This is a genomic window from Ruegeria sp. BG5 (assembly GCF_056538425.1).
The window spans coordinates 87,070-101,622 of record NZ_JBQFTC010000004.1 but is presented as its reverse complement, the minus strand read 5'-3'; the positions used below and the strand labels follow the sequence as shown (position 1 = coordinate 101,622).

8 protein-coding genes are annotated in these 14,553 nt (G+C 60.9%); 4 read left to right on the top strand and 4 right to left on the bottom strand.

Annotated features, from left to right (window positions below):
• Positions 1-194 precede the first annotated feature (194 nt).
• Positions 195-1,118 (bottom strand): LysR family transcriptional regulator, encoded by a 924-nt coding sequence (locus ACR0KX_RS13960; RefSeq protein ID WP_170520487.1) that lies wholly within the window; start codon positions 1,116-1,118, stop codon positions 195-197.
• A gap of 96 nt (positions 1,119-1,214) precedes the next feature.
• On the opposite strand from ACR0KX_RS13960, the gene ACR0KX_RS13955 reads away from it, so the two are divergent.
• The 3 genes from ACR0KX_RS13955 (at position 1,215) to ACR0KX_RS13945 (ending at position 8,797) form a co-directional block, all read left to right on the top strand.
• A complete protein-coding gene (locus ACR0KX_RS13955) occupies positions 1,215-2,438 on the top strand; it encodes a urate hydroxylase PuuD (protein ID WP_170623801.1) in 1,224 nt (407 codons plus the stop codon).
• Positions 2,439-2,582: 144 nt separating this feature from the next.
• The gene (locus tag ACR0KX_RS13950; protein WP_170520482.1) at positions 2,583-4,388 is read left to right on the top strand and encodes a BamA/TamA family outer membrane protein; all 1,806 of its coding nucleotides are present in this window, start codon (positions 2,583-2,585) and stop codon (positions 4,386-4,388) included.
• On the top strand, positions 4,385-8,797 hold the full coding sequence (locus ACR0KX_RS13945; protein WP_480708522.1) for a translocation/assembly module TamB domain-containing protein: 4,413 nt from the start codon (positions 4,385-4,387) through the stop codon (positions 8,795-8,797). The genes ACR0KX_RS13950 and ACR0KX_RS13945 overlap by 4 nt, the downstream gene beginning before the upstream one ends.
• On the opposite strand, the gene ACR0KX_RS13940 is transcribed toward ACR0KX_RS13945, so the two are convergent.
• Complete coding sequence (locus tag ACR0KX_RS13940; RefSeq protein ID WP_170623803.1) at positions 8,794-9,306, bottom strand: thioesterase family protein; 513 nt, start codon at positions 9,304-9,306, stop codon at positions 8,794-8,796. The two genes, ACR0KX_RS13945 and ACR0KX_RS13940, sit on opposite strands and share 4 nt — an antisense overlap.
• Before the next feature lie 218 nt (positions 9,307-9,524).
• On the opposite strand from ACR0KX_RS13940, the gene ACR0KX_RS13935 reads away from it, so the two are divergent.
• On the top strand, positions 9,525-9,890 hold the full coding sequence (locus ACR0KX_RS13935; RefSeq protein WP_170623805.1) for an eCIS core domain-containing protein: 366 nt from the start codon (positions 9,525-9,527) through the stop codon (positions 9,888-9,890).
• A gap of 88 nt (positions 9,891-9,978) precedes the next feature.
• Here ACR0KX_RS13935 and fdhF read toward each other — a convergent pair whose 3' ends face one another.
• Together fdhF and ACR0KX_RS13925 are read right to left on the bottom strand one after the other, a co-directional pair.
• Entirely contained in the window at positions 9,979-12,762 is a 2,784-nt protein-coding gene (gene fdhF / locus ACR0KX_RS13930) for a formate dehydrogenase subunit alpha (protein ID WP_170623807.1), read from the bottom strand.
• A 14-nt stretch (positions 12,763-12,776) separates the two neighbouring features.
• Entirely contained in the window at positions 12,777-14,480 is a 1,704-nt protein-coding gene (locus tag ACR0KX_RS13925; RefSeq protein ID WP_170623809.1) for an NAD(P)H-dependent oxidoreductase subunit E, read from the bottom strand.
• Positions 14,481-14,553 lie beyond the last annotated feature (73 nt).

Genomic DNA, 14,553 nt, shown 5'->3' with positions numbered 1-14,553 from the left:
CCTCCCGCCGGTCAGAGACCCTTTCAGGGTCCCTTCCCGTTGGGCCCAGCGCCGCGCCCTGCGGGCCCGGCGCGGTTGCGCTTTTATCAATGGCAGCGCCACACCCGATCCCGCCGCACCCGCGCCGCAGCACAGCTGCGGCGCCCGGCCCAACGCTGTGCGGTGCCGGAACGGCACAAACAGGGGCGGGAGCGCTACCCGGCTGGCAATTCCGAGTTTCGGACGACTTTTCCGATCCGCTCGATCATGAAATCCATGAACAGGCGCGCCTTGGGGTCCTGATGGCGGCGGTGTGTATAAAGGCACGCCATCTGCACCGGCACGGGCGGCGTATCCTGCGCGACGGCCACCAGACGGCCCGCGCTTAGGTGATCGGCCACTTCAAACACCGGCTTCATGGCAATGCCCTGCCCGGACAGCGCCCAGTCCGTCAGGACGTCTCCGTCATCACATTCGAACCGGCCCGACACCGCATAGCGTTTCGGGCCGTCGGGGGTCTCCAGCATCCATTGAAACTCGGTCGCGCCGGGAAAGCGCAGATTTAGGCATTCGTGTTTGTCCTTCACCAGATCAGCCCCTGTCTCAGGCATCCCCCTCCGCTTCACATAATCAGGGGCAGCGCACAGCACGCGCTGGCAATCGGCGATTTTGCGGATGCGCAAGGTGCTGTCCTCGGGCTGACCGATGAAAAAGGCCAGATCCAACCCCTCGGTCGTGAGGTCAACGGATCGGTCCGTCAGGCGCAAACGCACATCGATCTCGGGGTATTCCGCCAGAAAATCAGGCACATGCGGGGCAAGTAACCGCCGCCCCACCCCCAGCGGAGCCGCCACGAACAGAGACCCGCGCGGGGCTTCGGTCAGGTGCGTCACCTGCGCTTCGGCCTCATCCACCGCATCCAGCACCGCCACCGCGCCGGGATAAAACGCTTTGCCCTGCTCGGTCGGTGACAGGTTCCGCGTCGTGCGTTGAAACAGACGCACGCCCAGATGATCCTCAAGCTGAGAAATCCGCGCCGAGGTCACAGCCGGTGAAATCCGCAAATCGCGCCCGGCGGCGGACATGCTGCCCAGATCATAAACCCTGACGAAGGTGCGGATATTGTCGAGATAGGACATCTTATCGTTTTTTTTGATACAGTTTGACAATATACGGGAATACCGAAGAAAAGCCCGTTTGCCTAGTGTGGCGGCAACCAATCGGAGACCTCATTCATGTACGACTTTGCCGTGTTCTGGGACTGGATGGCATTTGCCGTGCGCTGGCTGCATGTGATCACGGCCATGGCGTGGATCGGATCGTCCTTCTACTTCATCGCGCTGGATCTGGGCCTGAACCGCAATATCCCCGGCCCTGCGGATGGCGAGGAATGGCAGGTGCATGGCGGCGGCTTCTACCACATTCAGAAATATCTGGTCGCGCCCGAGCGGATGCCCGACCATCTGACCTGGTTCAAATGGGAGAGCTATTCAACCTGGCTCAGCGGTGCGGCGCTGTTGATGATCGTCTACTGGGTCGGCGGAGAACTATACCTGATCGACGCCGAAAAGGCCGATCTGGCACTGTGGCAAGGCATTCTGATCTCGGCAGCGTCCCTGACTATCGGATGGCTGGTCTATGACTTTCTGTGCAAATCCGGTCTGGGCGAGCGTCCAACCCTGTTGATGGTACTGCTGTTCGTCCTGCTGGTGGCTATGGGCTGGGGATACAACCAGATTTTCACCGGGCGCGCGATGATGCTGCATCTGGGGGCCTTTACCGCCACGATCATGACGGCCAACGTGTTCTTCATCATCATGCCGAACCAGCGCATCGTTGTGGATGACCTGAAGAACGGGCGCACACCCGACCCGAAATACGGCAAGATCGCCAAGCTGCGTTCGACCCACAACAACTATCTGACCCTGCCGGTTCTGTTCCTGATGCTGTCCAACCACTACCCGCTGGCCTTTGCGACCCAATACAACTGGATCATCGCCGCGCTGGTGTTCCTGATGGGCGTCACCATCCGGCACTATTTCAACACCCGCCACGCGCGTGCAGGCAACCCCACCTGGACCTGGCTGGCAACCGCCATGCTGTTCATCGCCATCATGTGGCTGTCGACCGCACCGATGTATGAACCGGTTGAAGAGGCCGAGGCGCAGCCGTTGACGCCCTATGAACAGAAATTCGCAGCAGCCGAAGGGTTTGAGCAGGCACACGACATCGTTCTGGGGCGCTGTTCCATGTGCCATGCACGTGAGCCGGTTTGGGAGGGCATCCTTTGGGCCCCCAAAGGCGTTTTGCTGGAAACCGAGGCGGATATTGCCCGCAACGCGCAGCAGATTTACCTGCAGGCCGGTGTGACCCATGCGATGCCGCCGGCCAATGTGACCTTTATGGAACCAGAAGATCGCGATGCCATCATCCGATGGGTCCGCAACGCCGGGCTGTAACGCGGTCACGGATCACGGCAATTCGGCGCATCGCGCGATTAACCCCTTCCCCAAAACGGTTTCAGATGCTCTAACTTGAATTCAAAGAGCCGTGCAGAAACACGGCACAAGAGATTTCGACTCGGGGGCAGTTGGAGCCAACTGATGCAGGGAAGCAAGCCGCGACGCGGTCTGAGATGCTGGCTATTGGGCGCTGTCGCCGCCCTTGCGCCAACAACGCTGGTTGCGTTGGAAACCACACTGACCGCCCCCGGAGCCCCCAAGGAAGTTGTCGAGCGCCTGAAAGAAACCTCTTCCGTCGCCACCGCCGAAGATCGCGGGCTGGACACGCCGCTGGAAATTCTGTCTGCCGCCCTGTCGGATTATCGGACGCTGGTGCAGATCCTATATGACGAGGGGTATTTCAGCCCGGTCGTCAGCATCAAACTGGACGGGCAGGAAGCAGCCGAGATGAGCTCGCTCACCGTTCCCAATCAGATCAACCGCGCGGTTATCACAGTGGAAACCGGCCCGACCTTCAAATTCGGCACGGCAATTGTGCAACCTCTGGCCCCCGACACGGTGCTGCCCGAGGAATTCGCCACCGGCAAGCTGGCCACCACGGGCGCGATCCAACAGGCGGCCTCGGCCGGTGTTCAGGCGTGGCGGGACGCGGGTCATGCCAAGGCAAGTGTGGCCGGGCAGCGAGTGATCGCGCGCCATGCTCAGGCGCGGCTGGATGCAGAGATTGATCTGGACCCGGACAGGCGACTGACTTTTGGCCAGATGTTCATCAAGGGCGACACCGATGTTCGCCACCGGTCGATCGAAAAGATCGCGGGCTTTCCCAGCGGCGAGGTCTATTCGCCCGCCAAAATCCAGAAAGTCGGCACGCGCCTGCGCCGCACCGGAACCTTCAACGTGGTGTCCCTGCAAGAGCGTGAGAAACCGAACCCAGATGGTACGCTGGATTTCGACGCAACCTTCGAAGACCTGCCCAAACGCCGTCTGACCTTCGGTGTCGAGCTCGCATCCCGCGATGGTGTCGACGTCACCGCCACCTGGACCCACCGCAATGTCTTTCGCCGCGCCGAGCGTCTGCGGTTCGAGGCCGCCCTGCGCAATATCGGCGGGGCCGAGGATCTGGACGGACGCATTGGCCTGCGACTGGATCAACCCGACCGGCTGGGCCCGGACGACAACACCTTCTGGAGCGCGCTGCTGGAGCGTCGAAACACCGACAATTACAACGTGACCGTCGCCTCACTGGCTTACGGTGCACGGCGCACCTTTTCGGATCAGCTATACGCCGAAGCGTCGGCGGGCTTTCAGTGGTCGAACGCAGACGATGCCTATGGTGACGGGCGCAAGTTCCGGTATTTTATCCTGCCATTCCGATCCGAATGGGATCAGCGCGACAGCAAGGTCAGTGCGACAAAAGGGTTTTATCTGGATTCGCAGGTCATGCCGTTTGTTGGGCTTTCGGGTACGGATACCGGCATCCGGCTGTTCTTTGACGGTCGCGCCTATACCAGCCTTGGAACCGGTGGCAGGCTGGTTCTGGCGGGGCGGGTCCAGCTGGGCTCGGTCATCGGGCCGCCGCCGGATGGGGTGACGCCGGACTTTCTGTTCTTCTCGGGCGGGGCCGGGACGGTGCGCGGGCAACCGTTTGAAAGCCTTGGCATTCCGGTCGGCACCGGCGTTGCGGGCGGCAAATCGTTCCTGGGCTTTTCAGGCGAGGTGCGTGGCAAGATCACCGACACCCTGTCGCTGGTCGGGTTTTATGACTACGGTATCGTAGACACGTCCTCATTCGTTGGCACCGGGGCCGAGGATCATGCCGGGGCTGGGCTTGGGGTCAGATATGATCTGGGCGGTTTTGGCCCGCTGCGCTTTGACCTTGCAGTGCCTGTTCAGGGCGACACGGGCGATGGGTTGCAATTCTACATCGGGATCGGGCAGGCCTTTTGATACAGCGTCTTTCATACCCCGTTCTGGTCGTCACACTGACCTGCGCGCCGGTTGCGGCTTACGCACAGGACGAAGGTGGCAGCATGATCGAGCGGTTCCTGCAGGACACGCTGTCGGGAGACGATCAGAACGTCACTGTAAAAGGCTTGGAAGGCGCGCTGAGTTCACGCGCAACGATAGAAGAGATCACGGTGGCCGATGACGAAGGCGTCTGGCTGACGATCAAAGGGGCGGAACTGGACTGGAACCGTCTTGCCCTGATCCGGGGCCGGTTTTCAGTCAACGCCCTGACCGCGCAAGAGATCGACGTGGCCCGCGCTCCGGGCACTACAACGACTGAAGCCCCACCCCCGTCAGCAGAAACCCAGCCGTTTCAATTGCCGGAATTGCCGGTCTCAATCGAAATCGGCGAGATCCGGATCGATGAATTGGCCTTGGGCGAGCCCTTGATCGGCGTGGCCGCAGAACTGACCGTCACTGGCGACCTTTCATTGGCGGACGGTACGCTGGACACAAATCTCGACATTACAAGGCTGGACCGTGCAGGGGATGAGATCACGCTGGCGGCAGGGTTCCAGAACTCGAACAGTCAGATCGATCTGGATCTGAACGTGACCGAAGCCTCGGGCGGGTTGATCTCGACGGCGTTGAAAATCCCCGATAGCCCGCCCATTGGACTGACCGCCAAGGGATCAGGGCCGCTGACCGATTTCACCGCCGATATCGGACTGAGCAGCGACAACCAGCAACGGGTGGCCGGTCAGGTCAGGTTGCGTTCGGCAACGGCCGAGGATGAAACGGCCGAAGACGGGATTGCCTTCACTGCGGACCTAAGCGGTGATCTGACCCCCTTTGTCGCCGACGACATGGACGTATTCTTTGGTCAGGACACACGCCTGTTTGTCGACGGCAAGACACAGCCCGAAGGCGCGTTGCAGATCAGCGATCTGGATTTCACGTCCCAAGCCCTGAATCTGGAAGGCGAGTTGCAATTGGCGGCGGGTGGGACCTTGCAACTGGCAGCGTTGCAAGGGCGCATCTCGCCGCCCAATGGGGAAACTGTTGTCTTGCCAGCCTCGGGCGGTGAGACATCGATTGAAGCCGCTCAAATCTCGGCCCTGTTCGATCAGTCGAATGGCAATCTGTGGGACCTGAGTCTGACGGCCAACGCGTTCAAATCGCCTCAGATCAGTCTGGACCGGGCGCAGATCACCGCGCAGGGCACGCTGGAACAGGGCGACATCGTCAACGTCGATGGCGACGTGCAGGCGGCGCTGGACGGGCTTGATCTGGCAGACCCTGCGATGAACACCGCGCTGGGGGACCGGATCACGCTGGACGGGGCGTTCGACTATGGCAGCGATCAGTCGCTTGACCTGTCGGGGTTCGAGCTGGTGGGCTCGGACTATACGCTGGGCGTCGATGCGCTGATCAGCGGTTTGACCAGCGGGCTGGCCGTGGATGGCTCGGCCTCGCTGGACGCAACAGATCTGTCCCGGTTCTCTAATCTCGCGCAGTTGCAACTGGGCGGGCAGGCCTCGGCCCGGCTGGTGGGCAAAGGCTCACCGCTTGAGGGCAGCTTTGATGGCAAGCTAGAGGTCAAGGGCAGCGATCTGTCCACCGGGCGCGACGACATCGATCCGGTAATCCGGGGCGAGACAACAATCACAGTCGATGCCAAGCGCGGAGCCGATGGAATCACGCTGCGCGACTTTACCTTGATTGCGGATGCGGCACGGGCGCAGGCAAGCGGGACGGTCACAACCCCTGATGGCAACCTGTCAATCGACGGTCAGGCCAAACTGTCCGCGCGCGATCTGTCAGTTTTTTCCGGTCTGGCGAAACGCGAACTTGGCGGCTCGGTTCAGGCCAGCCTGCAAGGGGCCGGAACGGTTCAGACCCTTGAATTCGACGGCACAGCCAGTGTTACGGCACGCGACATCAAAACCGGGATGGCCGAGATTGACCCCCTTCTGAAAGGCGAAACCATTGTCGAATTCGAAGGGGCGCTGTCGCAAGATCAGATCACGATCCGCGAGGCAACGGTCAACGGGAATGCCGTAACGGCCCAAGTCGCGGCGACGATTGACGATCCAACCGGCGACATTGCTTTCGATGGCGCGACCAGTGCGTCTATTCCCGATCTGTCGCTGTTCTCGGGCCTTGCGGGCCGCGATCTGGCGGGGTCGGTCACCGCCAGTGTCCAAGGGAGCGGGGCCGTTAAAACGCCTCGGTTTGATGGTAAGGCCAGCATGACAAGCCGGGACATCAAAACCGGGATGGCGGATATCGATCCGCTTCTGACAGGGCAAACTTCGGTCGAGTTTGACGGGGCCGTGTCTAAGGATCAGATCACGATCCGCGAGGCCAAGGTCAACGGAAACGCCGTGACAGCCCAGATCGCGGCTACGATTGATGATCCCACCGGAGATATTGCGGTTGATGGTACGGCCAGTTTGGATGTTCCCAACCTGTCCTTGTTCTCGGGCCTTGCAAACCGCGATCTGGCGGGATCGGTCGAGGCGCAGCTTCAAGGCAAGGGCGCAGTGGGCAGCAAGGCCTTCGATGTGAACGGCAGCGTCAAGGCAGATGACATCCGCGCGGGGATCGAGCAGGTGGATGCGCTGCTGCAGGGGCGCACGACCCTGACCGTGGACGCCCTGAACGATGAGAACGGGCTGAACATCCGCACCTTCCGCCTGAAAGGAACGGCCCTTTCCGCCAATGCTTCGGGTCAGTTGAGCCGCGAGACCGGGGGGCTGAACTTTACCGCCGCCCTCGACGACTTGGGGCGGTTGTCGGAAACACTCACCGGCCCCCTGAAACTGGACGGCAATGTTGCGCCAACCGGATCGGGGCTGGAGGGCACGGCCAATTTGCAGGGGCCCGACAGCTCTTACGCCAGCCTTGTCGGAACGGTCGATACCGATGGCTCTGCCGATCTGGACTTTGACGCCAAGCTCAACCGGATCGAGCGGTTTGTGCCGGATTTCCCCGGCACCGTCGCGGCAACCGGTAATGCAAAGCGGTCAGACGGGGTCTGGACCATCGACGCCAAGGCTGAAGGACCCGCCGGGATCAACAGCACCGTGGCGGGGACGTTCGACGAAACCGCTGGCACAGCTGATCTGAGGGCACAGGGCGGCGTCAACCTTGGCATCGCCAATATCTTCATCACTCCGAACAAGATCGAAGGCGCGGCCCGGTTCGATCTGGCGCTGAAGGGCGCACCGGCGCTTGAGTCCCTAAGCGGGTCAATCACCACATCCGGAACGTCCTTTGCGATTCCAACTGCGGGACAGACGGTGACAGGGATCAGCGGGTCGGTCGATCTGGCGCAAAGCCGCGCCACCATCTCAATGAATGGCGGCATGCGCGCCGGTGGCGGGTTTACCGTGTCCGGCCCGGTCGATCTGACGCCGCCGTTCAACGCCCAAATCACCACCGCATTGAACAGCCTCGTGCTGACCGATCAGCTGCTTTATGAGACCACGCTCAACGGTCAGATCGTCATGGCGGGGGCTTTGGCCGGAAACAGTTCCCTGTCCGGTCAGATCACGTTTGAGGAAACCAATATCAACCTCGCCGCCGCCTCGGGCGCCGTGGGCGCGGCTCCGATCCCCGAGATCACGCATATCGGCGAAAGCAGCGCGCAATATGTCACCCGCGAACGGGCGCAATTGGTGGTGAAAGAGGAAGCCGCCCAAAGCGACTCGCGCATTGCGCTGGATATCAGTCTGCTGGCCCCCAAAGCCGTCTTTGTGCGCGGGCGCGGCGTAAACGCGGAACTGGGTGGGCGGATTTTCATCGGTGGCACAACGCGATCCGTTGTCCCCTCGGGCCAGATTGAACTGATCCGGGGTAATTTCGATATTCTGGGCCGCAGGCTGGCTCTGACCAAGGGGATCGTGACACTGCAAGGCGATCTGACCCCGTATATCGAGTTCGAATCGTCTGCCAGCACCTCGGATGGAACCGCCACGATTGAAATCGCCGGGCCGCTGGATTCCCCGGAAGTCGATGTATTCTCGGACCCCGAACGCCCCGCCGAAGAGGCGCTGGCCATGTTGTTGTTCGGCAACCGGTTCTCGGAACTCTCGCCGTTTATCATCGCGCAAATGGCGGCGTCGCTGGCGCAGCTCAGCGGTGCGGGCGGTGACGCCACCAAGGGGCTGCGCGACTCTACCGGCGTCGACACAATCGATATCGGCGCGACCGAGGGCGGCGCGGGTCGTCTGGGCGCGGGCGCGTATCTCAGCGACAACCTCTACACGGACTTCACGGTCAACACCGAGGGCGATACCGAGGTGAACCTGAACCTGGACGTGAATGATAACTTTACGGTCCGGGGCACGGTCGATGGCCGGGGCGAAACCGGCATAGGCCTGTTCTTCGAACGCGATTATTAACGGCGAATTCCGATTGGACGACCGATCTGAGGGGCGCTCTCCAAGGTTTTGTGGTCTTCCACCATCCGCGCCAGGCGCGCAATGGCCCAGTCGGGGTAAGCAACCGACCGCCCGGTCTGATGGCTGACATTCATGAACAGCGCCTCTTGCGTCGCGCAGACGGCGTCGTCTTCCTCTGAGATCATCTGAGCGAAATAGTGGCCGCGCTTGTGATCGGCATCCAGCAATCGGAACCGAAAGTAGAACGGCGCGCCAGCGATCACCTCACGCAGAAAATGCAGATGGGCCTGTAAAATGTATGGCCCCTGCCCGTAGGCCTGAACCTGAGGTTCACCAAGCCCCAGATGCTCGACCAGCAGAACCTCGAAAGCATTGTCGAAGGCCACGCCGTAGTAGCCCACATTCATATGGCCGTTATAGTCGATCCATTCCGGTTTCACGTCAAAGCCCCGGATTTCCACAGGTGCCGGGTAAGGTCCGTCATATCCGGACAGGGGGCTATTGGTCATCTCATGTCGTCTCCGCTGGGTCAGAATATGAGGCCGATAAACGTCCCGTCTGTCCAGTGTGGAAGTGGGTGACCGCAACGCTGCGCTACCTACGTGGGGTAAAATCCAATCCTTTCTCAAAAAAAGAAAAAATCTGATTTCTATATGTGAAACGTGTCACTGAACCCAGAACCGGGTCGGCGCAAAAAAGGCTTCGAAATCAATACGGAGAGCCATTTATGAAAGCGGAAGAAGCCGAGAAAATCGTCGGGGCATTGAAAAACAAAAAGGCGAAAGTAAAGGCGATCGGAACCGAAGTGTCCGGGACCAAGGCAACCAAGCTGGAAAAGAAACTGCGCGACGGGTTGGAAGGCGCGTTGGGTGCCGACCTGTCCAAGGTCCGCGTTCACATCGGCGGGAATGCCGCCGATATCTGCAAAGAGCTAAAGGCAAAGGCCTTCACCAACGGGAACGACATCTGCTTTGGCAAGGGTGCGGATTCAAAGAACAATAAGCTGATCGCTCACGAAATCACTCATGTCGTGCAGCAGGCAAAAGGCAAGATGCCAAAACCCCAGAAAGGCAAGGTTCTGGTCTCGGGCTAATTCTTTCCGGTCGTGGGGAACAGAAACAGTGCAACCAAGGTCGGCTCTTGCTTGGGCCGACCTTGGTCGTTTCGGATGGCTTTCCTGCCTATTCCGCCGCGATAGCGTCTTCGATCTTTTCGACGCGAATGGCCGAGAACTTGAACTCGGGGATTTTGCCATAGGGGTCGATGGCCGAGTTGGTCAGGATATTTGCCGCCGCCTCGACATAGGCAAACGGGATGAACACCATATCTTCGGCAATTGCCCGGTCGGCCCGCACCATGATCTCAATCGATCCACGGCGCGTGGTCAGGCGGATCGTTTCGCCCTGCTCGATCCCCATCAGTTTTAGCTGACGCGGGTTCATCGAACAGTTCGCTTCCGGTTCCACGGCGTCCAGAACGGTGGCGCGGCGGGTCATCGATCCGGTGTGCCAATGCTCCAACTGACGGCCCGTGGTGGCGATCATCGGGTATTCGTCATCCGGCGCTTCATCCGGTGGGATGACGTTGGCCGGGGTGAACCGAGCCCTGCCATCCGCGCGTGGGAAGCCATCGCCAAACACAATCGCCTGCCCCGGGTCAGTCTCGGACAGCGACGGATAGGTGATCGTCTCGGTCTCAAGCCGCTCCCACGTGATGTTGTCCAGCGAGGCCATGGTCAGCTTCATCTCAGCAAAGACCTGAGACACGTCGGTGTAATCCCAGTTCAACCCGATCCGCTGCGCCAGTTCGACGGTGATCGTCCAATCCTCGCGCGCCTCACCCGGAGGGGTCACGGCAGGCCGCACCCGCTGCACCTGACGGTTGGTGTTCGACACCGTGCCGTTCTTTTCATACAGCGCCGAGGCGGGCAGGATGATATCGGCATAGTTCGCCGTTTCGGTCAGGAAGATATCCTGCACGATCATCAGATCCAGCTTGGCCAGCGCATCGCGCGCGTGGTTCACATCCGGGTCGGACATGGCCGGGTTTTCACCCATGATGTACATGCCCTTGATGTTGCCCGCATAGGCTTGATCAATGATCTCGGTAACGGTCAGGCCCTTCTCGTTCGAAAAGTCGTCCGAGTTCCAGACGTTGTTGAACTTGGCGCGAATACCATCGTCCATGACCGACTGGTAATCCGGCAGGAACATCGGGATCAGACCTGCGTCCGAGGCCCCCTGCACGTTGTTCTGCCCCCGCAGCGGGTGCAGACCCGCACCGGGCTTGCCGACATTGCCGGTCATCAACGCAAGACTGATCAGGCAGCGCGAGTTATCGGTGCCGTGAATGTGCTGGCTGACGCCCATACCCCAGAAGATCAGACCAGCTTTGGCCTGCGCAAAGGTGCGCGCCACGCGGCGCAACTGATCCGGTTCGATGCCGCAGATCGGGGCCATCGCCTCGGGCGTGAACTGGCGCAGATGTTCTTTCTCGGCCTCCCAGTTCTCGGTCCAGCGGTGGATGTACTGGCTGTCGTAGAGCTCCTCTTCGACGATCACGTTCATGATCGCGTTCAGCATCGAGACATCCGCCCCCGGACGGAATTGCAGCATCTCATCCGCAAACTTGCGCATGCCGACACCGCGTGGGTCCATCACGATCAGCTTGCCGCCGCGCTTGGTGAACTGCTTGAAATAGGTCGCGGCAACGGGGTGGTTTTCAATCGGGTTCGCCCCGATGATGATCGCCACATCCGCGTTTTCGATCTCGTTGAAGGTCGCGGTCACAGCGCCGGAACCCACGTTCTCGATCAGAGCCGCAACGGACGACGCGTGGCACAGACGGGTGCAGTGGTCGACGTTGTTGTGCTTGAAGCCCTGACGGATGAACTTCTGGAACAGATACGCCTCTTCATTGGTGCATTTAGCCGAACCAAAGCCCGCAACGCTGCGCGGGTCTTCGTTACGCAGGGCTTTCAGCTTCGAGGCCGCCAGATCCATCGCCTCTTCCCAGGTCGCTTCGCGGAAATGGGTGCCCAGATTGCCGGGATCGACGTTCAGCCCCTTTTCAGGCGCATCCTCGCGCCGGATCAGCGGTTTGGTCAGGCGGTGCGGGTGGTGGATATAGTCGAACCCAAACCGGCCTTTGACGCACAGACGGCCTTCGTTCGCGGGGCCGTTGATCCCTTCGACATATTTGACCTTACCGTCCTTGACCTTCAGCGAGACCTTGCAGCCAACGCCGCAGAACGGGCAGACGCTTTCGGTCTCGGAATCGTAATCCTTGCTGTCGCCCTTTTGCTGATCGTCCAGCACGGTGGCAGGCATCAGGGCGCCGGTCGGGCAGGCCTGAACGCATTCGCCACAGGCCACACAGGTCGAATCCCCCATCGGATCGTTCTGGTCGAACACCACCTGCGCCGTATGCCCGCGACCGGCCATGCCAATCACGTCATTCACCTGCACTTCCCGGCAGGCACGGACGCAGAGGTTGCAGTTGATGCAGGCGTCCAGATTGACGCGCATTGCAACGTGGCTGTCGTCCAGCAGCGGGATTTTCTCGGCCTCTTTTGCCGGGAAACGGCTGTCTGAAACATCGTTCAGCTTGGCCATATCCCAGAAATGGCTTGAGGTGTCATGCGCCTCTTCGGGCTGGTCGGCGACCAGCAGTTCCATGACCATGGCGCGCGATTTCTCGGCGCGGTCGCTGTCGGTTTTCACGACCATGCCGTCCACCGCCGGACGGATGCACGAGGCGACCAACGTGCGCTCGCCTTCGACCTCGACCATACAGGCGCGGCAGTTGCCGTCGGGGCGATAGCCCGGCTGCGGCTTGTGGCACAGGTGCGGAATGGTGAACCCCTGCCCCTTGGCGGCTTCCCAGATGGTCCAGCCTTCGGGCACGGTGACGTCTTCGCCGTTCAGGTTGAAGGTGACGGTCTTGTTTGGGCTTGCATCAAGCATGGCTCTGTCTCCCCTCAGATTTCATCAGCGAAATGTTTCATGACAAGGCGGATCGGGTTCGGGGCCGCCTGCCCCAGACCGCAGATCGAGGCGTCGCCCATGACCTGACACAGATCCTCCAGCAGGTCCTGATCCCACTTGTCCGCCTGCATCAGCTTCACTGCCTTTTCACAGCCCGCCCGGCAGGGCGTGCACTGGCCGCAGCTTTCATCTTCGAAGAAGCGCAGCATGTTCAGCGCCGCATCGCGGGCGGTGTCCTGATCGGACAGGACCACCACGGCGGCCGACCCGATAAAGGTGCCATGCGGTTGCAGCGTGTCGAAATCCAGCGGGATATCATCCATCGATGCGGGCAACAGGCCCGAGGACGGCCCACCCGGCTGATACGCCTTGAAGGTCTGCCCTTCGGCCATGCCACCGGCAGCCTCGATCACGTCCAGAATGGTCGAGCCCGCAGGCAGCAGGTAGACCCCCGGCCGCGCCACCCGGCCCGAGACCGAATAGCTGCGGAGGCCCTTACGACCATTCTTTTCTGTGCTGTTGAGGCATTCCGGACCTTCGCGGCAGACTTTGGTGACCCAATACAGCGTCTCAACGTTGTGCACCAAGGTCGGACGGTTAAAGACCCCAACCTGCGCCACAAACGGAGGACGATGACGCGGCAAGCCCTTCTTGCCCTCAATCGACTCAATCATCGCGGATTCTTCACCGCAGATATAGGCACCGGCACCGCGGCGCAGATCGATATAGCCTTTCTCGACAATCCCCGCGTCTTCCAACGCGGCGATCTCGGTCGCGAGAATTTCTAGCACCGCCGGGTATTCGTCGCGCATGTAGATAAAGCAGGTCTCGGCCTCGACCGCCCACGCGGCGATCAGCATCCCTTCGAGGAAGACATGCGGCGTGCGTTCCAGATAGTAACGGTCTTTAAAGGTGCCCGGTTCGCCTTCATCGCCATTGACGGCCAGATAACGCGGGCCTTCGTTCATCCGAACGAAACCCCATTTCTTGCCGGACGGGAAGCCAGCGCCGCCCAGACCGCGCAGGCCCGAGGCCAGAACGTCCTCTTGCACCTTCTCCCAATCGCCGCTGTCGCGCAGCTCTGCCAGCTTGGCGTAGCCGCCGTTTTCGGCGTAGGCGGCAAAGGTTTCGTAGTCGGGCAGATGCGCATGCGTATCACCTGCCGCAATCGCCGCCTGCACCTTTTCTGGGGTCGCGTGGTCGATATGGTTGTGACCGATCTCCAAAACCGGAGCCGTGTCGCAGCGGCCCATGCAGGGCGCGCGCACCACGCGGACCTGCGACGCGTCCAGCCCATCCTCCAGCGCCTTCTGCAACTGCTGGGCACCGGCCATTTCGCAGGACAAAGAATCGCAGACCCGGATGGTCAGCGCGGGCGGCGGCGTCTCGCCCTCTTTCACCACATCGAAATGGGCGTAGAAGGTGGCGGTTTCGTAAATCTCGGCCTGACCGATCCGCATCTCGACCGCCAGCGCGGCGATATGGTCGGCGCTGATGTGGCCATGCGCATCCTGAATCAGATGCAGGAACTCGATCAGCAGGTCACGGCGGCGCGGGCGGTCGCCCAGCAGGCGTGTGATTTTCGCCTGCGCCTCATCCGTGAACTGACGGCCTTTGGGCGTGTGCCGCCCCTTGCCTTTACCTGACTTCCAGACGCCCTTGGGTGCGCCTGATGGCTTGGTGTCTAATGGTGCCATGATGCCCTCCGATTAAGGCCCGTGTCTCATCAGACCAGCATATCGTCAAATCGCTTGTCGCAATCGCACGATA